The organism is Mesosutterella faecium (assembly GCF_022809315.2).
Lineage (GTDB): Bacteria > Pseudomonadota > Gammaproteobacteria > Burkholderiales > Burkholderiaceae_F > Mesosutterella > Mesosutterella faecium.
This window is the reverse complement of the sequence record NZ_JAKZJU020000002.1, coordinates 62,631-89,315: the sequence shown is the minus strand read 5'-3', so window position 1 is coordinate 89,315 and position 26,685 is coordinate 62,631. Positions and strand designations below refer to the sequence as shown.

Sequence of the window (26,685 nt, the reverse complement as noted above, 5' to 3'; positions counted from 1 at the left end):
CAGTTTCCGGCCCTTCTCTGCTCTTCATGAAATAAGGGGATCAGGTCCCGGCGTCTCATCTCTTCACCAAAGATACGTGCCGCCATCGATCGTCTCTGTGAAACGTCCGGCGGATAAAGTTCTTTCGAACCTCAGGTATTCTGAGCAGAGCACGTCGGCCCTTGGAATTCCGGCCTTCGGTTTCCAGGCCGCAAAACGGTTCCGGCGCGAGGCGGGTGCTGTTTCTACGTATTCGTGACCTTAATATCCTTCAAGGAAACAAGCGCCCTCGTGCTACCCTTGTTTTTTTTGAAAACCCAATTTGCATAAAACGCTAGTTCGAAAGGCTGATCTCCGCCCTGATGCGATTAGACTAAGCAATATTCCCTGCCGCCTCTGCCCCCGGCGGTGCATTCCGTCTTCTCAACCTTTTAAAAGTATTGCGGCTTCCTTAAAAAACGGGAGCCGAAACGCTCATGTCCTGGCTTGTTTCTCTTTTCGCGGATCCCGCGACTACCGCCCATATCATTTTCGTTTATTCGCTGGTGATCGCGGCAGGCACGCTTTTAGGACACATCCGCATCGCGGGCGTCTCGCTCGGGGCCACCTTCATACTTTTTGCGGGGCTGGCGGCGAGCCAGCTCGGACTGAGCGTGCCCCCCGAGGTGCTCACTCTGATGCGCGACTTCGGGCTCACGCTTTTCGTCTTTTTCATCGGACTGCAGGTGGGGCCCTCTTTTTTCTCCTCCTTCAAGAGCGGAGGGCTGCTCTTGAACGGCCTCACCGCGCTGCTCGTGCTGCTCGGAATCGCGGTCACCATCGCGCTTTACTTCCTCTGCTCCGGCTGGGTGTCGCTGCCCCAGATGCTGGGCGTGCACTACGGCGCGGTCACGAACACCCCTGGGCTTGGCGCAACGCAGGAAGCGCTCGACGTACTCCATTACGCAGGTGAGAACATCGCCGTAGCCTATGCCTGCGCCTACCCGCTCGGCGTTGTCGGCACCATCACCTGCGCCATCATTCTCCGCTGCGCCTTCCGAATCAACCTGGCCGAGGAGGACAAGCACTGGGAAGATGAAAAAAAGGCGCAGAACCACGAGCCGATTTACTTCCACGTTGAAGCCACGAACTCCGGCATCGAAGGCCGTACGATCAGCGAAGTCCGTGAAATAATCGCCCGTCCTTTCATCGCAAGCCGGATTCTGCGCGGGGGCCGGATTTCAAGCCCAACAGCCGATACCGCCCTGAAGCGCGGCGACATCCTCCGAATCGTGGCCGCTCCTGAAAACCGCCTCCCCGTTTCGGCCTTTTTTGGCCGAGAGCGCGACGATGTCGATCTGGCGGCGGACAAGTCTCCGGTGTCCACCCGCACGATTCTGATCACCCGCTCCAAGATCAACGGCATGACGGTGAAGGATCTCGCGCTGAGCCGCTTCGACGGGGTCAACATCACCCGAGTCTTCCGGGCGGGCATGACGCTGTTCCCCTACTCCAACCTGCACCTGCAGGTGGGCGACCAGGTCTACTGCGTGGGGCCTGAGGCGGCGCTGCAGCGGCTGGAATCCATTCTCGGCAACAAAATCAAGAAGCTCTACCACCCCAACATCCTCACGATTTTCGTGGGCCTTGCGGCGGGCATCCTGCTGGGGTCGGTTCCGATCGTGATCCCCGGGCTCCCGGTGCCCCTGAAGCTCGGGCTCGCGGGCGGTCCCCTCATTGTCTCGATCCTCATCGGGCGCTTCGGCTGCTTCATGAAGCTGGTCTCCTTCACGACCCAGTCGGTGAGCATGATGATGCGGGAGCTGGGCATTTCGCTTTTCCTCGCGAGCGTCGGGCTTGCCGCGAGCCAGGGCTTCGTCGATGCGATGACAAACGGCAACGGTCCGCTCTATGTCGGCCTCGGCCTGCTCATTACAGTGATTCCGCTCCTGATCGTGGGAACGATCGCCCGGTGTGTTTTCCACGTGAATTACCACAGCATCGTGGGCCTCATGGCAGGCGCCACGACCGATCCCCCCGTTCTGGCTTACGCCGCGACGCTGTCTGAAAACAATTCCTCGGCCGTCGCCTATTCGACCGTCTATCCGCTCGCGATGTTCCTGCGGATTCTGACCGGGCAGCTCATTCTTGTGATCCTCTGGCCTTTTATTTCATAAAAGCCATAAGGAAAGCAGGGCTGGTTCGGCAAGCGTAGAGATGTATTTGCAAGGAACCCGCCCGGAAGCCAGCGGTCACCGTCATTACGGCGTCTTGACAAGAGAAGCCGCCTGCCGGGCACTGAACGGCGGCTTTATGTGCGGGCAGACTTCCTAGGCACAACTCCTACCCAAATAAGAAACTTAAAAAATGGAAGCGCGGAAGTTTTTCCCATCCCTGAGCGACCTGAAATCTTAAGGACTAGGCAGGCGGCCCTCAGACCTGGCCCTCATTAATCCATTCCGCCAATCGATACCCCTGCGCAACCGATGCAGCCGAACCGCCGAAGCGCATTTGAAGCCCTGTTGTTTTTTATCGGAACTAGTTATTAAGGGATCGCGTTCCTTTGGCGTACGTCTTTCCTTGCTGGGGCTCTTTTTGAAACGCCTTTTCGAGTTGACAGCCGTCCGCCGGGAAGAATATATCCTGGCAACGGCTTTCTCCCACCCCGTGGTTCGCCTTCGGTTGGAATGATGAATTTCGGCGAATCCCCCGCCAGCCATGCTCGCAATGCGAGTACGATGCCGTGCAGCAAGTTTTTCCGCTGAACGCTTTGTCGTGTTGCTGGTACAAAAACTATTTCAGACAGCCGCTCTTTGATTGTCGGCCCAATTTTTCTCAGCATAGCCTTTTCTTCCCCTTCGGTTTCACGGAACACGTCGGCGGCAGCGTCTTCCAAAATGTATCGGTACGGTTCCATCAGGTCATAGACAAGCGCACTGTATGAAGTGGCTTCATGCAGGAAGCCGTGCATCGGGGACAAGTGGTGGAAGAGTATCCAGCGGAGCAGTATTCCGTGAAGAAACGCGCTCCCAAGATTCAGTGCATGGTTGAGCGGCGTATTAATTCGCCGCTCCGACGGCTGCCCTAGAGCGCTATACCAAGAGCTCCAGTAGCGAGCAGTTGCCTGAGCTTCCGCAAGGCGGATCTCCTGAATGCTGTTTGCGAAATGCAACCCATTGGAGATTTTCTCCGGAATGAGGTAGCGTTTGGACATACTGGCAATCCTCGCCTTCACCAGAGCCTTAGCAACCGACTTTCGACGAGTCTTATTATTTCGGGCCAGAATTTGGAGCGATAGGATGTCATTGCGATCCTGAAAATCGGGAGGATAAAAAATAAAAGGCCGGGGCTGCCGGCGTTCATGGATCATAAGTGGTATGCCGTATTTTGAGAGGTCTGCCAAAAAGGTGACTGGAAGGTTGCCGCGCTCTCCGTAAAGCATAATTAAATCGGTTTTCTGCAAGTCAATTTCCAAAGTTTCTTCCCCATACCTTGCCTCCCAGAAACTCGAACGTGGAATGCGGAGGAGGCTTTCTGCGTATGGCAACCAAAGACTCACTTTCCCACCTTTCTCCTGGCTGTTCCAAATCCAAATAGAACTCTCATGATTTTTTGTGGACTTAATCTTCATGTATCCTGAAAGTCGTCTAATGCCCGCATAAAATCGCCAGATATCAATCTGGGAACCGTCGAAATAATTGAAATTTCGCCGGTTTTTTCTTGACTTATTTAGTGTTGCTATGATATAATATGAATACACTATAGGAGATCACCATGCCGCGTCCTTTTACGGGAAAAATCCACATCGGCACCCGCCGCATCACCCGCCCCAATGGGGACGTCTACGTTTACGAACGCCAGACGCAGTACGATCCGCTAACCCGCAAGACCAGGACGATTAAAACAACTTTGCTGGGAATTCTTGACCCCGAAACGGGGAAAATCAGGTCGACAAGGAAAAAATCGATTAAAAAGGTCTCGTCTAAGACTTCAAGGCAGTGCACCGGCACGACGGATCTTCTGGAGTGGGTCTCGCGGCAGACCGGAATTTCCGATCAGCTGCGGATGAGTTTCGGAGAGCCCGCCGCTCAAAAAATTGATACGGTCGCGCGCTACCTGGTCGCCACCGACGGAGCCCCGATGCCCCGCATCGAGTCCTGGCAGATCACCCACCCGACTCCTTATGCTCCCGGGTTGAGCGAAGACGTTTACGGAAAACTCTTCCACGACGTGGGAGTCAATGAGGACGGCCAGCAGAAGTATTTCTCGCAGCGGGCGGCATGCCTCAGCACCAACCCCTGCATTGCATTCGACTCGACCACGATTTCGACCTACAGCCACAACCAGACCGAAGCAAGACAAGGATTCAACAAAGACCGGGACGGACTCAACACCATCAAGCTGCTGACTCTGTACTCGACGTCGGACAGGCAGCCGATCGCTTTTGCAAAACAGCCCGGTAACATTCCCGATGTCATTTCGATCAAAAACACCCTCAGGCAGATCAAGTGCCTTCCGCTGGCCAGGCCCGTCGTAGTGACGGACAACGGCTTCTGCAGCCAGAGCAATATGGCCGAATTCGCCCGCAGCAACATGAAGTTCCTGACGCTCATCCGCTCAAGCGTCTCCTGGGTGCGAGAAGAAATTGACGCCGCCCGGGAAGAGGTGGGCAGGCTTGAAGCCGTGTGCTCCTTCGATCAAAAGGTGAGCGGCGTCACCCGCCGCCGCATGCACCGGCTTTCTGTGGTCCGGCAGCGCACGCGCGGCGGCTTTGCCGCCGGTGAAACGGAAGAGTTTGAGCGCCGTCTGTATGTTCATGTCTTCTACAACCGGGACAACATCGGCAGGGACGAACAGAATTTAATTGATGATCTGCTCGAACTCAAGCGCACGGTTGAGGCTGGAGACCCTTTGAGCGAAGCAGGCAGGAGGAAAGCCGAAAAATTTCTCATCTGCAGCCGTGTCGGCCGGGGAGGCGCGCTCAAGGTCTCGTTTAACGAAGACGCCTTCAGGCAGGCCAGGAAGTACTTCGGCTTCTTCGTGCTCGTTTCGAACGAGGTCAAAAATGCCGACGAAGCTCTGAGAATGTACCGGGAGAGGGAGAAAATCGAGGATATGTTTGATGTGCAGAAGAACTCGCTTGACGGCAGGCGACCTCGCGTGTGGTTCCCGGACAGCCTCAAAGGCAGGCTCTTCTGCCAGTTCGTAGCGCTCGGCTATCACTGCTTCCTGACGAAGGCCATTGATGCCGTGAAGGAAAAACTCGGCAGAGAAGGCGCATCAAAGACACAGTCGCAGCTCGAGCTGGAGCTCAGCCTCAAGCGGTGGCTTGAGGCGCACTCCCTGGTTCAGATTCTGGAGTGGTTTGATTGTGTTGAAACGACGACCGTTCAGACACCCAGAGGCGCTCAGCGCTGGAGCACGGAATCCATTCGGCGGGACGAGCTGCTGCTTGAAATGCTGGGAGTCACTCACTGAATTTTCGTGGTTTCATTAGACGACTTTCAGGTCATGTATATTCCTCGGTCCGACCATGGGCAGTAAATAGGGTACTTGCTTTGTTGCTTTGTATTACTCATTGATAATTATAAATATTTAGGAAATATTATCCGAAAATCATTAAAGAAATTCATTCATTTCTTTCTTAATAACCTGAAATAGCATTGAGAAAAGCAATCCCCTACACAGCCTCATTCACTTAATCATATGATTTTTAACAAATATAATTATTTCGAACAATGAAAAACTTGATAATGTGGCATGTAATTACTTCATTTAAATTTGATTTTCCCGATTAAATATATTTTTTATCATTCGAATTCATACAGTTAGTTTTACAAATAAAACAAGATACCTATTTGCTGACTCTTCGGCTCCTCGATGATCATCCTCTACACCGCGTCGACCCTCTACCACGCGATCACGAACCGGAAGGCGAAGCGCGTGCTTCAGGTCTTCGACCACGCGTCGATCTACCTCCTGATCGCGGGAAGCTACACGCCGTTCTGCCTCATCACGCTTGGCGGCGGCATGGGCTGGACGCTCTGCATTGTGGAATGGGTTCTTGCGGTAGCGGGGATCCTCCTGCAGCCGCTCCTCATGCGGCGGGGGGACTTCGTGAACTGCCTCATCTACCTCGCGATGGGGTGGATGGTGATACTCGTGATGAAGCCGCTCGCGGCCGCCCTGCCGTCAGGCGGCATCTGGCTCCTCGCGCTTGGCGGCGTCGCGTATTCGGCGGGCGTCTTCTTCTACGTGAAGGACCGGATTCCGTTCAACCACGCGATCTGGCACGTCTTCGTCTTCGCGGGGACAGTGCTCCAGTTCCTCTCGGTGCTCCTCTATGTGCTCCCGAGCACGTACGTTACGGCCTAGAGAAGAAAATCCAACTTTTCTTTGCTACTCCTGCAGCTTCCCCTGAAGGCTGATCGCAGGATCGTTTGTTTCGGGCCCGAGCTTGAACTTCGCGGCGAGACCGTAGTCGCTCGGATCGCTTTGACCATCGAAAAGATCGTAAGGACGGAGACGAAGGTTACGGATATTGAGCCAGGTGGCGAGCCCGTCCGTGAACCTCACTCCGGCCTTGGCCGACTCCAGTCTCTTCCTTCCCTTCTGGCAGGATTCGATGCGAACAAGCGGGATTTCGAAGAGTTGGTTCGTGTTGTGACCGTTCGAGAGCGTCACCGTACCGTCGGGATGGAAGTCGTGCACATTTCCGTGGTCTGAAAAGTAGACAATTGAAAACTCGCGCCCGGTCTGCTCCTTGTTTTCAAGGAGCGCGTTGTAGATCCCTTCAAGCACTCGGTCGGTCTTGAGGATGGAAGTCGCGTAGCAGGCAACGGTTTTCAGCTTCGGGTCTTTTGCAATGTAAGGGTCTGTAATGTCCCTTATCCTGAGGCAGGAATCGAAGTGCGAACCCTGCATATGGAGGAAAAAGAGCCGGGGACCCTTAGCTTCCTTTTCGAGCTCTTTCTTCAAAAGCCCCGGAAGCTCAAGGTCTGATCGATGGTCCCAGTCCCCGTCGAAGAACTTGTCGTCCGACTGGATCCCGATCGCGGAAACCGGAGAATCCCATCTTCCGACCATTCCTTGCAGGCTGATCCACGACGTGTGGAGACCTGCGCTTTTCGCGAGCCCCACGATGCTTTTCTCGTACCGCGGCTCCCACGCTCTCGTGTCGCCCTGGGTGAGCATCAGACGGAGGGACCCGATCGTATAAGGGCCTCCAGCCGAAAGTCCGTCGACGACTGTCGCGCCGGGAACGGAGTCGAGGAACGGGGTGTTTCTGATCGGATACCCGTAGACGTGGAAGTAGTCACGCCTCGCGCTTTCTCCGATCACGAGAATGTAGTCCTTGTTCTTCGGTCCCTTGTAAATGCTCTTTCCCCAAATGGGGTTATTGGCCTTGTGGATGATGTCGTACTCACCTTTGACGCCATTCCAGGAATCCGCTGCGCGGTCGAACCAGTGAATCGGTCGGTAGAGGAAAACGATGAAGGCGACTGAAGCAATCACAAGGGTCTTGTTCCGCCAGGGCCTTAGCTCGGCCCGATGGCAGAGTAAGTAGGCTCCATATCCGAGAATCGGTATCAGGACGGCCTTCAGGAAGGCGGACACAGGGATCTGCTTCAGGTATTCGAGGCTTTCCCTCGTGTCTGTCGCAAGAAGCGAAAAGAGCGCCTGCTTGTCCGGAGGCCCGTAGAAGATTCCTGTCGGTGTGTAGAGCATCGCGAGAATGCTGATCGGCAGGACCGCAAGGAAATAGGCCTTCTTCGAGGAGACAAGGAAGATGAAAAGGAGCCCGAGCGCAATCGTCGGCTTGGTGCCGTGCAGGTCGCCCAGGCCGAAGAGCACGAGCTTTGCAAAGGCCATGCAAAGCGCCGTATACACGGCGAAAAGCAAAATGGTTTTAGCTGAAGCCCTACGGGATGGGATGAATGGCTTCGGACCGCCATCTTCCTGAGAGGAATTATGCATTTTTTCAAAGCCCTCACACCAATGTTTTAACTTCGACAATAAGCAGTTAATGCTCTTTGTGTGGGGGGGGGGGGTAAGCATAATTTTGATTTTAAAAATAAAATTCTAAAAACCACAAAATTCACAATTCGGAATAGTCTATCACGGCATACAAAGAATGAAAATCTCTACTTTTTCTTATTTCAACGTGAGAAGCGTAATTTCGGTCGCGGCGCCGATCCGCGCGGGCACCCCGCTCCAGGAGCCGATTCCGGGCGAGACGTAGGCGGGGATCGTCCCAGCCCGGTAGAGTCCGCTTACGAACCCATGGTTCTGGAGTGAAACGAAAGGTTTTAGAAAGAAAAGTTGCCCGCCGTGGGTGTGCCCCGCGAGGATGAGCCCCGCTCCGTACCGGGGATCCGCCCACTTCACGCTGTCCTCGGGTCGGTGGACCATGAGTATCCGGAGGTCGTCCTTCGCCGGGGCGGAGGAAAGCGCCTTCCCGATGTCCGGGCCCGGGAATCTGAACTGACGTCCGGTGCGGTCCGCGAGGCCGACGAACGACACGGTCTTCCCATTCACCTGATAGGAGGCGCTCGCGTTGTCGAGGAACGGGAGCCCGAGCGAGAGGTAGAACTTTTTCCAACCCGCGAAATTCACGTAGTAGTCGTGGTTCCCGGGGATCAGGATCACGCCGTGCTTCGCGCGGAGTTTGCTGAGGAACCCCATGTAGTCGCGCTTAGAGTCCGGGGTGCCGTCCGCGATGTCCCCCGTCACGACGACGAAGTCGGCCGACAGCGTGTTGACGCGCCGCGCGATCTCCTCGAACCGGTCCTTTTCAAAAAGCGGCGACACGTGGATGTCGGAGAGGTGGACGATCCGGAGCCCTGAGAGTTCCGCGGGGAGTCCCGGTACAGTCACCGCGGTCTCGCGGACAGGGGGAAGCGTCTTTACGTTGATCCCGCCCCAAAGGGCGAGGGCGGAGGCAATGGCGAAGAACGCGGCGTAGAAGGCGCCCGGGAGCCGGCCCCGCTTTCGGAAGAGTGTGGCGACGAGCACCACGACCCGTGCCGCGTCCGTGAGGAAGAGAAGGATCGCCGAGAAGGACGCGGCCGTGAAGAAGAAGCCGACAACTGAAAGCACGGCGTGCATGGATTCCCACGGGTGCCCGAGCGCCTCCACCATGAGGAGCGGGTAGAGGAGTGAGGAGACGAGCGCGAACGCTGCGGCTCCGAGCCTAACCCCTTTCCCGAACCGCTAGAGGATGAAGTAGGTTCGTGCCGCGAGGTAGCAGCCGATCGCGGCGAGCGCCGCGTAGTAGAAAAGTGTCATTGCGGTCTGTTCTTGGGAATCGTTCCTGGGTTCTGCCGGTAATGTTAGCGGAGGAGAAGGATAGGGGGCTGTTCCTTTCCGCCACGATCCGCGGGGCCAAGCAAGGGTCCAGGGGAGAGTGGGCACGAAAAAAGGCGCATCCCAAGGGGGTGCGCCTTTTTCAGAATCTTTCCTGAAAGGGAAGGATTACTTCGCGGCAGCGTTCATCGCCTTGATGGCGGCGGACAGACGGCTCTTCTGGCGGGCGGCGGCGTTCTTGTGGAGAACGTGGCGGCAGGCGAAGCGGTCGAGGATGCCGGAGGTCTTCTTGAACTCGGCTTCGGCGGCGGCCTTGTCGCCAGCGGCGACGAGCTTCTCGACAGCCTTGATCGCCGTGCGGTAGCGGGTGCGCTGGGCGGAGACGCGGAGGTTGTGCTCGATCGCCTGGCGGACGCGCTTGCGGGCCTGTTTCGTATTTGCCATTTTTGAACTTTTCCTTTTTCTAAGTTTGCCCGGCGGAATCTCGATCCCGGTGGGGCTTATGGATGGGACTTCTGTCCTGAAGGGCAGTAAATAGGGTACTTGCTTTGTTGCTTTGTATTACTCATTGATAATTATAAATATTTAGGAAATATTATCCGAAAATCATTAAAGAAATTCATTCATTTCTTTCTTAATAACCTGAAATAGCATTGAGAAAAGCAATCCCCTACACAGCCTCATTCACTTAATCATATGATTTTTAACAAATATAATTATTTCGAACAATGAAAAACTTGATAATGTGGCATGTAATTACTTCATTTAAATTTGATTTTCCCGATTAAATATATTTTTTATCATTCGAATTCATACAGTTAGTTTTACAAATAAAACAAGATACCTATTTGCTGACTCATGCATCTGGTAGGGGCTAAATTCAAAGAGCTTTATGCGGCAAATCACTTTTTCGACGGCGTCTTCCTAAAAGAGAAGACGGGCAAGTTCAGCAACAATATCCATCCGGATATGACCATTCCTGTTCTCAAGCAGATCCCGGCCGCACTTGCCGACCCGGTCGCCATCTTTAGAACGGAGACGGAAGGGCGTTTTGTGTTCCTTCTCGAAGTGACTGATGAGAAGGGAAAGGCAGTTATCGTCCCTATTGATTTCAGCAAAGACAAGAGTGGAGACGGCGCTGAAATTAATATCGCTCTGACAGCTTACGGTAAAGACAACAAATACGAAAAAGGAAGGGAGAAAAAGAAGGGTTGACTAGCTATACAGCGATCGTGGGGAAATGTTGCCTATGTGAATAGAGCAAAAGCGGCTCGGTGGCTTGGCTCACCCGAGTCCAATTCTCTTCGTCCAAGCCCCAAACCGCTTTCTGCCGAAGAGGCGGAGCGGTTGCTCTCCAACTTCGACGGTTCTAGGGTACTCACTGAGGACGATCTTGTCAAGCTGCAAGACGAGCATTCCAATAGGTAGTAAATAGGGTACTTGCTTTGTTGCTTTGTATTACTCATTGATAATTCGAAATATTATCCGAAAATCATTAAAGAAATTCATTTCCCTCTTAATAACCGGAAATAGCATAGAGAAAAGCGATCCTCCATACAGCCCCATTCACTTAATTATGTAATTTTTAACAAATATAATTATTTCGAGCAATGAAAAACATTGATAATGTGGCATGTAATTACTTAATTTAAATTCAATTTTTCGGATTAAATATAGTTTTAATCGTTCTAATTCATACAGTTAGTATTACAAATAAAACGAGATACCTATTTGCTGACTAACAGGCTGCCATGCCCGGTATTCCTTTCCACCGACGATAAGTTTTAGTACAGTCTGTTCCATAATAAAAAAGCGCACCGTTTTTCAGAGCGCTCCGCACAAAAATAAAATATCAATTACCTGCAACCCGTCTCTTTGTTACAGGTATACAGCCTGCCATTCCGAGTATCTTCCCAAATTTCATCTGTTCCCTGATTTCCAACCTTCCGCATATCTATGAAGCTGGGAGGAGTTTCTTTCTCAATCGGCGGCTGATCTTTAAACACGCCACTCGGTCCTTTTGTAAAAACCCAACCCTCAGGCGAAACAGAAACCCCATTTTTGTCGAATCCAGATTTGTTAGCGGTAATCGTAGGAACAGCCGCGGCAAAGCACATCAGCAAAACAAGCAGCTTTTTCATGGCCATCTCCTTTCCCCTCAGAAATATATTAGTCCCGAGGGGCGGCAAAGACTGAAAAATTATGTGCTAAAAATTTTCAATACCTTGAAAACAAATAGGATACTTGCTGAATGCCAATGTATTCAGCATTGATAATCCGTTGTATTCATAAAATACAGCTTAAAAAGCATGAAGGGCCGATGCCCGTTTCTCGGATCCGTCCCTACTTGTTTCATTTAATTAATGAGGCCCGCGTGCTCGCAGACTGACTGCTGCCCATGCAGGCGCAGCCTCATGGTTCGGCACCCGAACCTGGCTGCCCGGCATTTTTCCGAACAACCTTCCCCAGGGAAACCAGCCGGGGGCCCGGCGAATCAGAGCGCGGCGCCGAACATCAGTCCCGCGCCGCCTTCCATGCCCGGCACGTCAGGCCAGGGCTCGCGGCCGCAGGCGACCCAGGGATCGCGCATGTAAAACTTCCAGTCGCAGTCCGTATCGGTAAAAAGGCAGAAATTCTTGGCGCGCCTCGCCTTCATCGCTGTTCGGGCGGCGTTGAGCAGGCGCCTGGAAAGTCCGCAGCCCCGGTAATCCGGCGAAACCCAGAGAAAATAAAGCTCGGCCGCGAAGATGTGTCCGTTTTCGCGGGCCCGGCGCCTCAGCTGCTCGTTAATGCGGGCAATGTTGTCGTAAAGGGCTATCGTCTCAGGACCGCCCTCCTGGGCGGCAATTTCCCGTTGCAGCGCCGCGCGTCGCTCCGGCAGGCGCGCGTCCCTGCCCAGGACGGGGCGGTCTCCGAAGACGCTCCCGACGGCAAGTCCGGCCGTGCCGCCCGAGGGCGCGATGAGCAGCCGCCCGAAGGTGACGTGCTGCATCATTTTGGAGCAGTACCAGTCCGCAACCCTGCGGCCGAGTCCGGGAGCTCCCTGCGTCTCCCAGCCCCACTGTGCATGAAACGCATCGACGATGCGGGCGTAGTCCGACGGGCAAAGCGCAGTTTCAGTGAGCGCACCGGCGGCGGTCGTCTGCTTCATTGGGCTTTTCTCCTTTGGAATTAAAAGCTTTCATTGTGTCAGACAACAGCGGCAAAGTCCAGCCGGCGCCGCCCTTTTCCACGCCGCGACTTCTCCCGTCTGAATCCGCCTCATTCAAACTGCGTTCAAACCGCAGGCTTAAAAAAGCCTCAGGCCGGGCTCCTCGCCTGGGCCGGCCAGACGGCGCTTCAGCCTGGCTGGCGTTTAAAAGCAAAGAAACCACGGAAAAATCACCGGCTGAGCGCCGCAGGCGGCTAATATTGAAAGCGGCCCAGGCCCTGACGCAGAGGCGCCGCAGGAAAGGCAGGAGCTCCTGCAGGCCGGGGAAAAAAGGAGAATGCAAGGTGAAGGTTTTTAACGTTGACCCGAAGGTTTTTGAAGCGCTTCCGACCTACTGCCTCGGGATTGTGGCGGCCCGCGGGATTGACAATCACGCGTTCAGCAAAGCAATCGAAGACTTCCTGAACGAGGAAATTCAGAAGTTTCATGAGCAGGTGTCAGACCAGGACATCAGGGAGCTGCGGAACGTGAAGGCCTGCAGAAGCGCCTTCCAGAAGCTGGGCATGAACCCGAACCGCTTCATGTGCTCCATTGAAGCCCTGGGCAGGCGGGTTAAAAAAACGCCCGCCCTCCCCCACATCAACTCCATCGTGGACATCGGCAACGCCTTTTCCCTCAGATACCAGCTGCCCATGGGAGCCCATGACGTGGACAAATGGGAGGGCGGCCTCTCGGTGCGCTTTTCCGAAGCGGGAGATCACTTCCAGCCCATGGGGGAAGAGCAGGCCGAACCGGTGCCGGAGGGGGAGCTCGTCTACGTGAGCGGCCGCACCGTGAAGACGCGCCGCTGGATCTGGAGGCAGAGCGACGACGGGAAGATCACGGAGGACACAAGCTATGCGTTCTTTCCGATAGACGGGTTTTCCGACGTCAACCTGGACCAGGTCATGGAGGCCCGGGATCTTCTTGCGAAAATGCTGAAGGCTGTCTTTTCCTGCGAGCCCGCGGTCGGCTTTGTCGACGCGCAGCACCCTGAATTCAGGCTGGAGTGAGCGGCCTTTTTTCCTTCCCTTAAAGCCGGCGGCCGAAAAAAGGGCCGGGCCGCCCGGACGAGGAGCCTCACGGCCCTCTGACCCAGGAGGTGCGGATTTTGAAACAGTACATAGTCGACGCTTTTACAGACACGCTTTTCAAGGGCAATCAGGCTGCGGTCTGCGTGCTGGAGCGCTGGATTCCCGATGAGCTGATGCAGAACATCGCCTCTGAAAACCGCTTTTCAGAAACGGCCTTTGCCGTGAAGGAAGGCCCCGCCTGGCATCTGCGCTGGTTCACCCCGGGCGGGGAAATCGATTTCTGCGGCCACGCGACGCTGGGCGCGTCCTATGTGCTCTTCTCGTTTTATGAGAAGGAAGCGGAAGAAATACAGTTTAAGACCCAGGTCGGGATACTCCGGGTCCGGAGGGACGGGGACGCGTTTGTCATGAACTTCCCCGCCTATCACTGCCGGCCGGTGCCCGTCACGGACGAAATGAGGAAGGCCGTCGGGGCAGAGGTCCTGGAGGCTTATCTGGACCGGGACCTGCTGCTCGTGCTGCGGGACAGCCGCACGGTGGCCGGCCTGAAGCCGGACCTGGGCCGGGTGAAGAGCCTGGAAGGCCTGCTTCTGGCCGTCACGGCGCGGGGCCGTGACTACGACTGCGTCTCGCGCGTTTTCGCGCCGAAGGCGGGAGTGGATGAGGATCCCGTCACAGGCAGCGCGCACTGCATGATTACGCCCTACTGGTGCGGGAAGCTGGGCAAAACCCGCCTGAACTGCTTTCAGGCCTCGGCCAGAACCGGAAAGCTCCGCACGAGCCTGGAGGGCGGCCGCGTGATGATCGCGGGGAAGGCCGTGCTTTATTCCGTGGGCGACATTCTTCCGGAAAGGTGACCCGGTCCCCTCCCGGGCCCCCGGGCGGCGCGGGACGCGGGGGCCGCTTGTCCCCCGCTTCCTTAAGGCGCTCCGGCCCGCCCTTCCCTTTTACAGGTCGTCCACGATCGCGGCGCTTTTCGCGTAGGCCGTGCTCTTTGCCTCGAAGAAGTCCGTCTTCACCATGTTGGCGTTCGAATACACCGACACCCACTTCATGCTCTCGGGCTCGAGCCGGTTGTCCTCGAAGAGGTAGCCGTAGCCCAGGCTCTGCCAGCGGAGGTTTCCGAGGTAGCGGATGTAGTCGCGGATCATCGCGCTGCTCAGGCCGCTCACCGCGTCTCCGATCACGTACTGCCCCCAGGCGATTTCCTGGCTCACGCCCTCGAGCATCATGCCGCGGTAGATCTCGACCCGCTCGGGGGTGAACATCTCGGGCTGCTCCTTCTGCAGCTCCCGGATGATGTTCCTGAAAAGCCAGAGGTGCGTGTTCTCGTCGCGGTTGATGTAGCGGATCTCCTGGGCCGACCCGGGCATTTTCCCGATCCGGCTCAGGTTGTAGAAGAACATGAAGCCCGAGTAGAAGTAGATGCCCTCCAGGATGAAGTTGGCGATGAGGGCCTTCATGAAGGCCGTCTTGTCCTGGTTCTCGTGGAATTCGTTGTAGCAGCTGCCGATGAAGGTGTTGCGGCGCAGCAGGTGCGGGTCCGTCTTCCACTGGTAGAGGATCGAGCTGCGCTGCTCGGGGCTGCAGATTGAGTCGAGCATGTAGCTGTAGCTCTGGCTGTGGACGCACTCCTGGAAGGCCTGGATGTGCAGGCAGAGGTTCACCTCGTTGGCCGTGATGTACTCGCTGATGCAGGGCAGGTTGTTGCTCTGCAGCGAGTCGAGGAAGACGAGGAAGCTCAGGATCTTGTCGTAGGCGGTCTTCTCCGCGGGCTCGAGCCGCGGGTAGTCCTTCACGTCCTGCGAGAGGTTGATTTCCTCGGGGATCCAGAAATTGTTCATCGCCTGGCGGTACCACTGGCTGGTCCAGGGATACTTGAGGTTGTTGAAGTCGTTGAGGTTCGTGGAGTTGCCGCCGATCATGCGGCGCAGCCTCAGGTCGGTGTCGCCGTCCGGGTTGAAAAGGGCGTTCCTCTTGATTTTTTCAGACATGCTGGTTTCCTGTCGGTGAATGTTGAGAGGGGCAAAGGGGGTCCCTTACGAGGCGCAGCTTTCGCACTCTTCGACCTCGAGGGACTTGCTCCTCACGTAGTAGAGCGTCTTCACGCCCTCCTCCCAGGCCTGGATGTAGAGGGCGAGGACCTGCCTCATCGTGAACTCGTTGGTGATGTAGAGGTTCACGCTCTGCGCCTGGTCGACGTGGCGCTGCCGGATCCCGGCCGCGCGGATGCTCCACTTCTGGTCGATCAGATACGCGCTCTTGTACATCCACCAGGTCCTGTTGGAAAGCCCGGGGGCGACCCGCGGCAGCATCGAGCCCTTCTTTTCCTCGAGGAAGAAGCGCTTCATGACGGGGTCGACCCCGGAGGTGGTGCCCGCGATGATCCCGGTGCTGCTGGTCGGGGCGACCGCCATGAGCCAGCCGTTTCGCATGCCCTGGACCCGCACCTTCTCCCGGAGGGCCTTCCAGGCCCCGGAGACGTAGCCGCGCTTGTCGAAGTAGGCCCCGCTCTGCCAGTCGCTGCCCGGAAATTCGGCGTAGGAGCCGCGCTCCGCGGCGAGGTCGCTGCTCGCCTCGACAGCGGCCTGCGCGATCCGCTCGAAGACCTCGTCGGCAAACCTGAGGTGCCTGTCGCTCTCCCAGGGGATGCCGCGCAGGGCGAGCGCGTGATGCCAGCCGCTCACGCCAAGCCCAATGCCCCGGTAGCGCCGGCTCGTGATTTCCGCGTACGGCAGCGGATAGCGGTTGAGGTCGATCACGTTGTCGAGCGCGCGCACCGCCGCGGCCACGATCTCCTTCACGGCCGCGGGATCCTCGAGCGGAATGCGCCCGAGCACGAGGCTGGCGAGGTTGCACACGACGAAGTCCCCCGGCGTCACGCTGGAGGTGACCACGGTCTGGCCGTCCACGGTCCGCACTTCGGTCTTCGCCTCGCCGATCGCGCTCATGTTCTGGGCGATCTCGGTGCAGAGGTTCGAGCAGTAGATCATGCCCTTGTGCGGATTCGGGTTCGCGCGGTTCACCGTGTCGCGGTTGAAGATGAAGGGCGTGCCGGTCTCCACGGCGGACTTGATGATGAGCCGCACGATGTCGCGGATCGTCATCACGCGCCGCGAGATCCTCCGGTCCGCGACGCACTCGAGGTAGCGCTTCTCCCACTCCTCGCCGTAGAAGTCCTCGAGGTGCCAGCCCTTCGCCCGCCAGACCTCGTCGGGGCAGAACATCGCCCAGGGCTGCCCCAGGTCCTCTTTCGCCCGCCGCCAGAAGAGGTCCGGGAAGCACACCGCCGGGAAGATGTCGTGCGCCTTCATGCGGTCGTCGCCGTTGTTGGTCCGGATCTGCAGGAACTCGGGAAGGTCGCGGTGCCAGACATCCAGGTAGACCGCGGCGGCCCCCTGCCTCACCCCGAGCTGGTCCACGGCCACGGCCGTGTCGTTCACGAGCTTCAGCCAGCGCACGATGCCGCCGGCCGCCCCGTCAAAGCCCCGGATGCGGCCTCCCGCGGCCCGCACCTTTCCGAAGTAAAGCCCCATGCCGCCGCCCCACTTGCTCACCTGGGCGAAATTGGAGACGCAGCGGTAGATCCCCTCGAGCGAATCCGGCACCGTGTCGATGAAGCAGCTGGAGAGCTGGTGCGCGGGCTTTCGCGCGTTGGCGAGGGTGGGGGTGGCCATCGTCACCTGCAGCCTGCTCATCATGTCGTAGAAGCGCTTCACCCAGCCGAGCCGCTCCTTCTTTTCCTTCATCGCGAGGTGCAGCGCGATCCCGAGGAACATCTCCTGGGGCGTCTCGACGGGCTGCGACCCGTCGTGCGGGCGGATGAGGTAGCGCTTGGACAGCAGGCTCAGGGCCGGGTAGCTGAAGAGCCGGTCGCGGCCGTCGTCGATGAAGGAGGCGGCCCGGGCGATCTCCTCGCGCGAATAATGCTCGAGGATATAGCCCCCGTAGAGCCCCTCGGAGACGAGCCAGGCAAGCTTCGAGTAAAAGTCCGTGACGCCCGCCCGCTCCTCGGCCTCCCGGACGCCGCACCGCAGTTCGAAGTCGAGAAGGCGAGCGGCGATCATCTCCCAGAGCGGAGCCTCCGCGGTGGTGAGCTCCTCGGCCGCGGCGATGAAGGCCGCGAGCCGCCCCCGGCTCCCGAGGCCTTCCTTTTCCATCCCGGCCGCCTTGCGCCTGAGCACCTCAAGCGAATAAAGGGGCTGCGGAAAGTCCCGGGCGATGCCCTTCCACACGGACTCGGAAGAGGCGCCCCCGGTAAGCTCCGAGAGCTCCTTCACGAGCCTTCTCTCGCCGGAGCGCTCCTCGCGGTAGAGGATGTAGCGCTTCGCCTCGTCGAAATAGCCCCGCTGCATCAGCTGCCGCTCGACGAGGTCCTGGATGCGCTCCACCTCGCGCATCTCTTCATGGGCCTCAAGCTGCCCGCGCACGGCGCTCACAATCGCGGCGGCGTCCCCGGGCTTCGGCGCGGTGCCGGCCGCCCGGAAGCATTTCTCAAGGGCGAGCGCGATCTTTTCCCCGAGGAAAGGCTCGGCGCTGCCGTTTCGCTTGCGAATCGTAAAGGACGGTTTTTTTTCCATCTTCGTTTTCCTGTCCAGGGGCGCGTGCGCCCGTCGGGCGGACCGGCTTCAAAAGGCCGCGGGGGCCGCCCGCCGCGGCCTCGGCCGCAGCGGGACCGGATGAAGCCTGAACCGCAATCAATAGTTTATAAAATTGTCTGAGCAACAAAATGTAGTGACTTTATCATGGCGCAGCCCTTCCTACGCCTTGGAGAAAACCCGCCTTGACGGCGCTCAGGCGAAGAGAAAAAAGCCTCGGGGCCTGAGGCCCGGAGCGAGGCCGCGCGGGGCTTCGGGGGCGGAAAGAGGGGAAAAAGGAAAGCGCCGCTGCCAGGGCCGCGCCCCCAATACGCGGGATGCCTGAAGCGGAAAGAAAAGCGGAAAGGAAAAAACGCCGCGCGGGCCGGCTGGAAACCCCTCCGGCCGGCCCGCGGGTCACTTGAAGCCTTGTTTTTTAGAACTTGTGCACGAGGCCGCCGCCCACGAGGGCCGCGTTCGGCGTCCGGTCAAGCTTCTTCGCCTTTTCCTGGGTGTAGCCGCCCGTCACGTAGACGCTGGTCCTCTTGCTGAAGGAGTAGCTGTAGCCCACGGTCGCGTAGAGGCGGTGGAACTTGTCGCTCGAGTCGTCGACGTTCTTCGCGTCGCGGTAGCCGACTTCGGCCATGGCGCTGCCGCCGCAGACCGGGACCTTGACGCTTGCCGACACGCCCCAGCCCTTCACCGGGGTCGAGATGAGGCCGAAGAAGTTCAGGTCGGAGTCGTCCGCGACCAGCTGGTTGTCGAAGTAGGTGGCCTTCGCGTAGGCGGTGAGGAAGCCGAAGTTGTAGTTGCCGCCCAGCACGACGCTCCAGCCGTCGTCAAGGCCCGGGTGCTCGGCGTTGCCCCACATCGTGTAGTCGCCGGTGAGCACGAGGTCGAGGGCGCCGTTGTTGTAGCTGAGGCCCGCGGCGGCGTAGCGGTCGGCGCTCGACTTGCCTTCGACGCCGTACGTGTCCTTCGTGTTGCCCTTGAAGGAGTACATCGCCTCAGCCTTGAAGCCGGCGATGGAAGGGCTCACGTAGGCGAGCGTGTTGTCGTAGCGCGTCCAGAGGTGCCCAGTGGAGTTGTGGGTGCCGAGCCCGGTGAAGGACGAGCCCAGAGGGGAGACGCTTCCCAGAAGGCCGATCGAGCCGATATCGGAATTGATCGAGCCCAGGCGCCCCGCGTAGAGCGTTCCGCAGGCCCCCGAGACTTCCACCGTGGCCTGGCGCCCGAAGAGGCGGCCGCCCTGGCTGCTCGTGCCGGCGTCGGAGGCGAAGCCCGACTCGAGCACGAAGCCCACGCGGACGTTCCCGATGTCCTCCCCGCCCTTAAGCCCCCAGCGCGAGCCGGTGTTCCAGCCCGACTCCATCGACACGGTGTCGACCGAGTCCTTGCCCGGGGCGTCCGGGTTCACGTGCTGGTAAAGCAGCCCGGTGTCGATGCGGCCGTACAGGGTGACCGACGGGGCCGCGAAGGCCGATGCGGCGAAAGCTCCCAGAAACGCCGCTGCAATGAGTGTTTTTTTCATGACTGCCCTTTTCTCTCTTTGAATGTGGTGAAAACGAAAACCCTCCACAATTGTTCCCCCGGAAGGAGCGAATATCCATATATCCATAGGATTAGGCAATGAGGGAAAACGAAAGAGTCTGTCCCTTTTTTAATCAAAATTGTTTCTGATAAAGCCCGGAAGATTTAAATGTCACTCTTTAATAAGCGAAAAAGTTAATTCCAGGGGCAGGCCCGCCGCAGAGCGCAGAGGAGCCAGCTTTCCTGCGGGAGTAATTCTTTATGGATAGAACTTAAGCATTTTCAGGCAAAGAGCCGGGCCCGGACCGGCCGCGGCGCGATGCGCGGCTTTTCCCCGTCCCGCGCGAACCCCGCCCGTTAATTACTTTGAAACAAATTAAGGGGAACTGTTTTCATGCGCCTTCTTACAATAATCGCCTGACGGTCTTTCTTTTTTCCACACTTTCCGCTTCGGCTTCAAAGACACACGGCATGAAGAACACAGCTCTCGCCCTATGCGCGTCCCTGCTTCTTGCGCTCTCCGCGACAGCGCAGGCCGCCTCGGTAGGCGACATGATCGAGCGGGTCCTCAACTGGGGGCGCACGACGCTCGGGCCCAAATCCGTCCAGACGGAGCCCAACCCTTTTTCCGCGCGCTCCTTCATCAACCTCAAGGACGACTCCATTGAGATCTCGCACGCGCAGAAAACCTTCCACACCGAGCTCATCAAGCAGGCGAAGGCGACCGAGTCCCTCTACGCGAACAACCCGTCCTTCGAGAAGTTCTACCGGCTCTACCTCAACAACATCGTGAGCTTCAACAACAAGGTGGCCTCGCGCTACAAGGAAAAGCAGATCTTCGACGGGTCGGTCGCCGGGCGGGCGATCGAGCAGGAACTCGCCTTCAACGGCTTTTCCCGCGCCTCGCGGGAAAACGAGATCCCGGACTTCGAGCTCACGCCAAACTACGGCTTCTTCCGCCTCCTGCCCTCGCTGCCGCGCGGCTGGGCCGCATACTTCGCGCTGATGGACGAGGCCGCGGGCAAGATCCCGTCGGTCAATTCGAAAAAGGAAGGCCCCGCACCGCAGAGGCTCGGGCGGTTTCTCCTGGGCTCCGACGCCTTCCTCAAGGCCTACCCCAACTTTCCCTACGCCTACGAGATCCGCCAGCTCTACGCGGCCGCCCTCACCTACTTCACCCACGACCCTGAGATCGCCCGCAGCGGCGCAAAGCGCGAGCACTATCTCGAGGCCTACGCCGACTTCCTGAAGGAAGGGCCGGAGACGCTCGCCGCGCCCTTCGTGCGCCAGGCCGCCTCCCGGGTGAAGTCCCGCGACTACGTCTACTCCGCTTCGGAAAGGATTGAAATCGCGACCGCGCTCGGGCTCTCGGCGCGCTGCCAGCTTGTGCGCTGAAAGAGCGCGCGGCCCGGACCCGCGGCGGCGCAGTCTTTTTTCCACAAAGGAGAAAACCGTGAACGAAGAAAAAACAGCTGTCGGCCCGGAGGTCGCCCGCGCCTTTGAGGCGCTCAAGACCCTGCCCGCCGTGAAGGAGGCCCTGCGGCTCGTGCGCGAAAGGCTCCCCGAAACGATCGAAGTGCAAAAGGAACTCGCGCTCATCGAGGCGCCCTCGCGCCACGAGCAGAAGAAGGCCGCCCGGTACGCGGAGCTGCTCCGCGGCGCGGGGCTTGAAGAGGTCGAGACTGCTCCGAGCGGCAACGTCTTCGGCTTTGTGCGCGGCGGGGGCCGCACCGGCTCTTCGGTGCTTCTCGAGGGGCACCTCGACACGGTCTTTTCCTTTGGCGACGTGAAGGGCCTCTTCGTGGACGCCGAAGGCCGGATCCACTGCCCGGGCATCTGCGACGACACGCGCGCTCTCGCCGCGAACCTCGCGGTGCTCAAGGCGCTGCGCGCCTGCGGGATCCGCCCCCACCACGACCTCGTGTTCGCCGGGACCGTGTGCGAGGAAGGCCTGGGCGCGATGGACGGCATGAAGCGGCTGCTCGGCGAGGACCTGCCCGCGCGCACGAAGCTGCTCGCCTCGATCTCGATCGACGGCGGCAGCCGCGGTACCTTCTACGCCAACGCGACCGGGATGGTCGACTGGCAGGTCGACTACGAGGGCCCGGGCGGCCATGTCTGGACAGCCTGGGGAGAGCCGAGCGCCGTGCACGCCGCGGCCCGGGCGGCCGCAAAGCTCGCGGACCTGGAGCTCCCTGCCGAACCTAAGACCGTGCTTTCGGTCACGCTGATCGAAGGCGGCCAGGCGATTCACGGCATCGCCTCCCGCGCCTCCTTCAAGGTGAACGCCCGCTCAAACAGCGCCACGGTCCTCGAGCGGCTGAACCAGAGGATGCAGGAGCTCTTTCAGGCCGGAGCCGATGAGGAAAACGCCCGCTGGGAAACTCCCGGCCGGATCAGGATGTCGTGCAGGAAAATCCTCGACATCCCGGCCGGCTCCCAGCCCGAGTCCTCGCGCATCGTGCAGGCCGCCAGGGCGGCCTCGCTCGCCGCGGGCGTCCAGCCCCGGCTTCTGCCCGGCGGCTGCACGAACGGCAACATCGCAATTGCCTGCGGCATTCCCGCCGTCACGCTCTCGCGGGGCGGCGAGGAGTTCGGCACGCACACGCTCGCCGAATGGTTCGACCCGCGGGGAGTGTGGGTGTGCGAACAGCGTTCTCTGCTGCTCCTGCTCGCGCTGGCCGGAGTCGAGGGAGAGCTCGCCCCGCTCGACCTCAGGGTCTGACCGACGCTTCCACAGAAAAGGGGGGCTTGTCCGCCCCCGCTCCCCAGGCCCTCCCGGCGCCGCCGCAGGCGACAAGAGCTCCCTTGCGAGCGGCGGGCGCTGCCATTTTTCCTGCATTACAAAATTTTGCTGTAACCTTGGGGCCACATTTCCACAGAATCTGTGAATAAGAGCGGGTTTCGCGACAAAAATCCCCATTGTTTCTAAGGGCTAACCCAGTATGCCTATTTTTTAGGCAGCTCCATATATCCTGACGTAAGGGCGGCAGAAGGCGCAGGGCGCTCTCTTTTGGGCTATGCTCACCCCACACGGGCGCAAGCCTCAGGAGCTGCGCCCTCCGCTTTTTCCTTGAGGATGCCATGCTGGACTGGCTTTTTAAAAAGAGAGAGCGCGGGCTCACGGCCGAGCAGCTCGCCGAGGATCTCCAGAGCGGGGCGCACGAGGCCTGCGGGCTGTCGCTCGCGCGCGTCGCGCTGCTGTTCATTGACGAGCCCGGAGTCTTTGCCTCCTACGAGGACGAGGCGAGCCTGAAGCTTGTCACGCCCTCGAGCGAAGTCCTCCTCACGGCGCGCGCCGCGAAGACCGGCCCCGGACAGGCCGAAGCCTCGGACCTCGTCGTCACCTCGGGCGTCCCCTCCCTCGTGAGGAAGCGCTTCCCCTTCAACCCGCGCACCGAAAACGCGATCAACGCCTTCGCTTCCTGCGGCGCGCTCTACTGCGCGGGCAGCGGCGAGCTGCGGGTCGGCAGCCGCATTCGGATCGGGCGCTGGAGCGAGGCAGCAGGGGCAGCCGTGAAGGAAGCAGCGCTCGAAGCCCCGAAGGCGCTCTTCACGGGCTTTGTCGCCTCCCTCACCGGCCGCGGGAGCGCGGACGCCTCCGAGCCGGCCTGGAACGCCGGGGATTTCAGGCGGTGGGCCTCGGACTGGGCCGCCGCCCTGAAGGAGCCCTCCGTCACAGATTCCGGGCTCGAGGGGAAGCTCTCCGGCCCCGGGGGAGCGGGAACGCGGCTCACGCTTCGGGCCTCTCGCCACGCGGCCCTGGGGCCCGGGCTTGCCATCGAGCTGCAGCTGCCCGCGAGGCAGCCCTCCGAAGCCCTCGCCTGGCAGGCGGCCCTTGACCTGAACCGCCTTGCAATGGATGCTGCCGCCCCCTTCACGCAGGCGGGAGCCTGGTATTCGCCGGGGGGCAGCGCCCTTGTCTTCCGCCGCTTCATCCCCAGCCGCCTGAAGCCCCTCCTCGGGGATCTGGATGGGCTGCCCGAAGAGGCCGCCCGGCGCGCGCTCTGGGCCGAGGAGGCGCTGCGCCGCTGAAAGGCTTCGGGGCCGTCCGGGCGGTGCTATCCTTCTTTTTCGGACGCCCCTGTTTCCCCGGACGCGGCGGGCCGCTCCGCCGCGGCTATCCGCCCGCGTCAAAAGGGACCGGCTCCTTTCTGGAGAGCGCTCTTATGAAAGACTTCAGCCATGGCTTCCTGTACGGCGCGATCGCGGGCGACATCGCGGGCAGCCCCTACGAGCACTGCCGCGCTCCCCGGACGATCAACTCGTACGCCGGGCCACTTTTTGCACCCGCCTCTCGCTTCACCGATGACACGGTGCTCACGCTCGCCGTGGCCGAAGGCCTGATCGAAGGCGGAGGCGATCCGCAGAAGACGCCCTCCGCGCTCATCGCCTCGATCCGCCGTCTCGCGCTCCTCTACCCGAATGCGGGTTACGGCGTGCGCTTCAAGCTGTGGCTGCGCTCCGAGGACCCCCGGCCCTACAACAGCTTTGGCAACGGCTCGGCGATGCGGGTCTCCCCCGCTGGCTGGTTTTTCGACAGTCTGCCGCAGACTGAGCGCTTCGCGGAGATCGCCGCCGCCGTGACCCATAACCACCCGGAGGGCATCCGCGGAGCCTGCGCCGCGGCCTCGGGCATTTTCCTTGCGAGAACCGGCGCTTCGGCTGAGGACATCCGCTCCTATATCACCGGGCGCTACGGCTACGATCTTTCCGGATCCTTCGAGGCCTTCAGGGCCTCGGCCCGGCCCTCCGTCACCTGCATGGACACACTGCCCATCGCCTTCATGAGCTTTCTCTCTTCGGACAGCTTCGAGGATGCGCTGCGGCGCGCGATCTCCTTCGGCGGGGACACCGACACCCAGGCCGCCATCGCGGGGAGCCTCGCCGAGGCCTACTGGGGCGTGCCCGGGCCGGTCCGCGAAGCGGCCCGCAGCAGGCTCCCGCAGCCTCTGCTTTCGATCCTCGACCGCGCCGCGGCGACAAAGCCCGGAGGCCTTTCAGCCCCCGCCCGGGAAAAAGACGCCCCCGCGGCCGCCCAGACCTGACAAAGGGAGGCCGCAGCCATGAGCGGAAGCATCGCGCTGGTGATGGGACTTGCCGTCCTGCTCATCGTCTGGCTCATCCGCAGGAAGGTCCCGGTCGGAGCCGCCACGCTCTCGGGCGGGCTTCTCATCTGGGCCTTCACGTCGAGGGACCCAGGGGTACTCGCCGCCTCGCTTGAAAAGACGGCGCTCTCGCCGCGCACCTGGGACCTGATGGGCGCGCTTCTTGCCGTCATGGCGATCGAGTCTGAATTAAAAGGCGCGCAGTCGATCCGGGGCATGGTCGCGGCACTGGAGAAAACCTTCCACTCGCCCAAGGCGACTCTTTTTCTGATGCCGGCCTTCCTCGGGCTCCTCCCCTCGGTGGGCGGAGCGCGGTTTTCCGCCCCCATCGTCGATGAGGCCTCGCAGGGGCTGGGCCTCTCGGCCGAGCAGAAGTCCGCCGTGAACTTCTGGTTCCGGCACATCTTTGAAAACCTGAGGCCGATCGCCCCGGGCGTCATTCTCGCCGCCTCCATCGCCCGGGTGGACATTGGAGAGCTGATCGCGAGCCTGCTGTGGACCGGGGCGGTCTTTGCGGCGGCCGGATGGCTCGTGCTGCTGCGCTCGGTCAAGGCCCGGGCGCGGTCCTCCGGGGCCCCGTCCGGCTCCGGGCTCGAAGCCGCCAGGGAGGTGTTTCTCGCTGTGCTCCCCATCGCTGCGAGCTTTGTGCTGATGTTCGCGACGAACCTGGGCGCGGGGCGCTCGATCGGCCTTGTTGCCGGAGGCATGATCCCCGTTCTCCTTGCTTTCGGCAAGCCCGTCGACCTGCGCTCAATCCTGAAGAACACCTTCGAGTGGCCTCTGTTTCTCAACACCTTCGCCATACTTCTGTTCGTGGAACTCGCGGGCGAGTCCGGAGCGCTCGAGCAGCTTGCGGCCGCGATCCTCTCCGCGCCGATGCCCGCGCCGGTGCTGCTTGGCGCCGCGGCCTTCGTGCTCGGGGCGGTCGTAGGCATGACCCCGGGCTACGTTGGAATCGTGATGCCGCTGGCCGCCGCCCTCGTCCCGCAGGGCAGCCTCGAGCTCGCCGGCGTGATCCTCTCCTGCGGGCTTGCGGGCATCATGCTCACGCCCACGCACATGTGCCTTACGGTGACGCTCGACTACTTCAGGGCGGACTACCTGAAGACGCTGCCGCTGCTTGCCCGCTGCAGCGCGCTGTACCTGCTCTGCTACATCGCGGGAGCCTGCCTGCTGCAACTCCTTTGGTGATTGAGCGGGATTCAAAGTTCGGCGCGCCGTGCTTTACCGCTTTAACCGTCCCGTCAGTCTCATCCTTTGCTGCCGTAAGGCGGCATTCACTATTTATGATTTTCTCTTCCCGCCCTAAACTGCCTTCAGGCCAATTGATTTTTCGATTATCAGCATGACCACGGCGGCAATGGCCATATCGGCCCAGGGAAACTGCCGCAATCACCGGAACAAATTCATAACGCAGATCATCAAACATCTGTACGCTGATCACCGAGCGCCCCCGGGCCTGTCAGCATCAGGGACAGAGGAAATTCATCGAAAGTCCAGCGCCGACTCCTGCTCCGGGGTGCGGTTCTTCAGCCGGGCGAGGGCGATGAATTCCGGCTTCACTCAGCCCGGCTTCACGCTGCAGGCGATCGTGCGGCCGCGGTAGCTGTACTCAAAGTAGTAGCGTCCCCCGGGGCTCTCGACCGCGTCCTTCGCCTCCGGCATGTTCTTGTCGACCACGACGAGGCCGTCGGTAAAGCAGCGCGTCACCATCTCAAGCGCGTCGCGGGCTCCCGCGCCGGGGAAGGCCGTGCGGACGCTCACCTCGCGCCGCTCGAGGGGGCGGCCCGCGTCGAGCATCGGAAAGGCGAGCTGCATGGAGATGAGCCCGTGGCTCACCCCGACGACGCAGCCCGAGATCTTTCCCGAGCCGAAGTACTTGAGGATGTCCTCGAACGTGAAGATGAGGCTTTGCCCTTTTTCAGTCACTGTGATGCGGTTCATGAGTTAAAACTCCATAAAGTTAAAAAGAAAAGCGCGGA

General features: G+C 59.7%; 20 protein-coding genes and 1 pseudogene. 11 read left to right on the top strand and 10 right to left on the bottom strand.

Annotated elements, in window-relative coordinates; all coding sequences use genetic code 11:
* The first annotated feature begins 455 nt into the window (after positions 1–455).
* Positions 456–2,135 carry a putative transporter gene (locus tag MUN46_RS10825; protein WP_243375945.1) on the top strand — a complete coding sequence of 560 codons (1,680 nt, stop codon included), beginning with the start codon at positions 456–458 and terminating at the stop codon, positions 2,133–2,135.
* A 368-nt stretch (positions 2,136–2,503) separates the two neighbouring features.
* Here MUN46_RS10825 and cas1 read toward each other — a convergent pair whose 3' ends face one another.
* A complete protein-coding gene (gene cas1, locus MUN46_RS10820; RefSeq protein WP_243375944.1) occupies positions 2,504–3,589 on the bottom strand; it encodes a CRISPR-associated endonuclease Cas1 in 1,086 nt (361 codons plus the stop codon).
* A 143-nt stretch (positions 3,590–3,732) separates the two neighbouring features.
* On the opposite strand from cas1, the gene MUN46_RS10815 reads away from it, so the two are divergent.
* Entirely contained in the window at positions 3,733–5,436 is a 1,704-nt protein-coding gene (locus MUN46_RS10815; protein WP_243375943.1) for an IS1634 family transposase, read from the top strand.
* Positions 5,437–5,835: 399 nt separating this feature from the next.
* Positions 5,836–6,333: pseudogene (trhA, locus tag MUN46_RS10810) on the top strand (PAQR family membrane homeostasis protein TrhA); the annotation flags it as partial.
* Positions 6,334–6,357: 24 nt separating this feature from the next.
* Here the strand turns inward: trhA and MUN46_RS10805 are convergent.
* The 3 genes from MUN46_RS10805 to rpsT all read right to left on the bottom strand — a co-directional run bounded on the left by MUN46_RS10805 (position 6,358) and on the right by rpsT (position 9,708).
* Entirely contained in the window at positions 6,358–7,848 is a 1,491-nt protein-coding gene (locus MUN46_RS10805; RefSeq protein ID WP_285230635.1) for a phosphoethanolamine transferase, read from the bottom strand.
* Between the two features lie 264 nt (positions 7,849–8,112).
* Positions 8,113–9,099 carry a metallophosphoesterase gene (locus MUN46_RS10800; RefSeq protein WP_243375940.1) on the bottom strand — a complete coding sequence of 329 codons (987 nt, stop codon included), beginning with the start codon at positions 9,097–9,099 and terminating at the stop codon, positions 8,113–8,115.
* 333 nt (positions 9,100–9,432) lie between these two features.
* A complete protein-coding gene (gene rpsT / locus MUN46_RS10795) occupies positions 9,433–9,708 on the bottom strand; it encodes a 30S ribosomal protein S20 (protein ID WP_243375939.1) in 276 nt (91 codons plus the stop codon).
* 414 nt (positions 9,709–10,122) lie between these two features.
* Here rpsT and MUN46_RS10790 point away from each other — a divergent pair, with 414 nt between their 5' ends.
* Positions 10,123–10,479: a MuF-C-terminal domain-containing protein gene (locus MUN46_RS10790; protein WP_243375938.1), complete on the top strand. Its 357-nt coding sequence runs from the start codon at positions 10,123–10,125 to the stop codon at positions 10,477–10,479.
* 641 nt (positions 10,480–11,120) lie between these two features.
* On the opposite strand, the gene MUN46_RS10785 is transcribed toward MUN46_RS10790, so the two are convergent.
* On the bottom strand, positions 11,121–11,405 hold the full coding sequence (locus MUN46_RS10785; RefSeq protein ID WP_243375937.1) for a hypothetical protein: 285 nt from the start codon (positions 11,403–11,405) through the stop codon (positions 11,121–11,123).
* 353 nt (positions 11,406–11,758) lie between these two features.
* Entirely contained in the window at positions 11,759–12,415 is a 657-nt protein-coding gene (locus MUN46_RS10780) for a GNAT family N-acetyltransferase (protein WP_243375936.1), read from the bottom strand.
* 344 nt (positions 12,416–12,759) lie between these two features.
* Between MUN46_RS10780 and MUN46_RS10775 the strand changes: the two genes are divergently transcribed.
* Positions 12,760–13,467 carry a B3/B4 domain-containing protein gene (locus tag MUN46_RS10775; protein WP_243375935.1) on the top strand — a complete coding sequence of 236 codons (708 nt, stop codon included), beginning with the start codon at positions 12,760–12,762 and terminating at the stop codon, positions 13,465–13,467.
* Between the two features lie 89 nt (positions 13,468–13,556).
* Positions 13,557–14,345 (top strand): PhzF family phenazine biosynthesis protein, encoded by a 789-nt coding sequence (locus MUN46_RS10770; RefSeq protein ID WP_243375934.1) that lies wholly within the window; start codon positions 13,557–13,559, stop codon positions 14,343–14,345.
* A 90-nt stretch (positions 14,346–14,435) separates the two neighbouring features.
* On the opposite strand, the gene MUN46_RS10765 is transcribed toward MUN46_RS10770, so the two are convergent.
* The 3 genes from MUN46_RS10765 to MUN46_RS10755 all read right to left on the bottom strand — a co-directional run bounded on the left by MUN46_RS10765 (position 14,436) and on the right by MUN46_RS10755 (position 19,596).
* The gene (locus tag MUN46_RS10765) at positions 14,436–15,482 is read right to left on the bottom strand and encodes a ribonucleotide-diphosphate reductase subunit beta (RefSeq protein WP_243375933.1); all 1,047 of its coding nucleotides are present in this window, start codon (positions 15,480–15,482) and stop codon (positions 14,436–14,438) included.
* Between the two features lie 45 nt (positions 15,483–15,527).
* Positions 15,528–18,068 carry a ribonucleoside-diphosphate reductase subunit alpha gene (locus MUN46_RS10760; protein ID WP_243375932.1) on the bottom strand — a complete coding sequence of 847 codons (2,541 nt, stop codon included), beginning with the start codon at positions 18,066–18,068 and terminating at the stop codon, positions 15,528–15,530.
* Between the two features lie 433 nt (positions 18,069–18,501).
* Positions 18,502–19,596: a porin gene (locus MUN46_RS10755; protein ID WP_243375931.1), complete on the bottom strand. Its 1,095-nt coding sequence runs from the start codon at positions 19,594–19,596 to the stop codon at positions 18,502–18,504.
* 470 nt (positions 19,597–20,066) lie between these two features.
* On the opposite strand from MUN46_RS10755, the gene MUN46_RS10750 reads away from it, so the two are divergent.
* The 5 genes from MUN46_RS10750 to MUN46_RS10730 all read left to right on the top strand — a co-directional run bounded on the left by MUN46_RS10750 (position 20,067) and on the right by MUN46_RS10730 (position 25,894).
* Positions 20,067–20,990: a hypothetical protein gene (locus tag MUN46_RS10750; protein ID WP_243375930.1), complete on the top strand. Its 924-nt coding sequence runs from the start codon at positions 20,067–20,069 to the stop codon at positions 20,988–20,990.
* A gap of 58 nt (positions 20,991–21,048) precedes the next feature.
* On the top strand, positions 21,049–22,320 hold the full coding sequence (locus MUN46_RS10745; protein WP_243375929.1) for a M20/M25/M40 family metallo-hydrolase: 1,272 nt from the start codon (positions 21,049–21,051) through the stop codon (positions 22,318–22,320).
* 359 nt (positions 22,321–22,679) lie between these two features.
* Positions 22,680–23,630, top strand: coding sequence for a hypothetical protein (locus MUN46_RS10740; RefSeq protein ID WP_243375928.1), 951 nt, complete (start codon positions 22,680–22,682; stop codon positions 23,628–23,630).
* A gap of 134 nt (positions 23,631–23,764) precedes the next feature.
* Positions 23,765–24,643, top strand: a complete 879-nt coding sequence (locus tag MUN46_RS10735) for an ADP-ribosylglycohydrolase family protein (protein ID WP_243375927.1) — start codon at positions 23,765–23,767, stop codon at positions 24,641–24,643.
* Positions 24,644–24,661: 18 nt separating this feature from the next.
* Positions 24,662–25,894 carry a DUF401 family protein gene (locus tag MUN46_RS10730; protein WP_243375926.1) on the top strand — a complete coding sequence of 411 codons (1,233 nt, stop codon included), beginning with the start codon at positions 24,662–24,664 and terminating at the stop codon, positions 25,892–25,894.
* A 372-nt stretch (positions 25,895–26,266) separates the two neighbouring features.
* Here the strand turns inward: MUN46_RS10730 and MUN46_RS10725 are convergent, their stop codons facing one another.
* Positions 26,267–26,647 carry a hypothetical protein gene (locus tag MUN46_RS10725; RefSeq protein WP_243375925.1) on the bottom strand — a complete coding sequence of 127 codons (381 nt, stop codon included), beginning with the start codon at positions 26,645–26,647 and terminating at the stop codon, positions 26,267–26,269.
* Positions 26,648–26,685 lie beyond the last annotated feature (38 nt).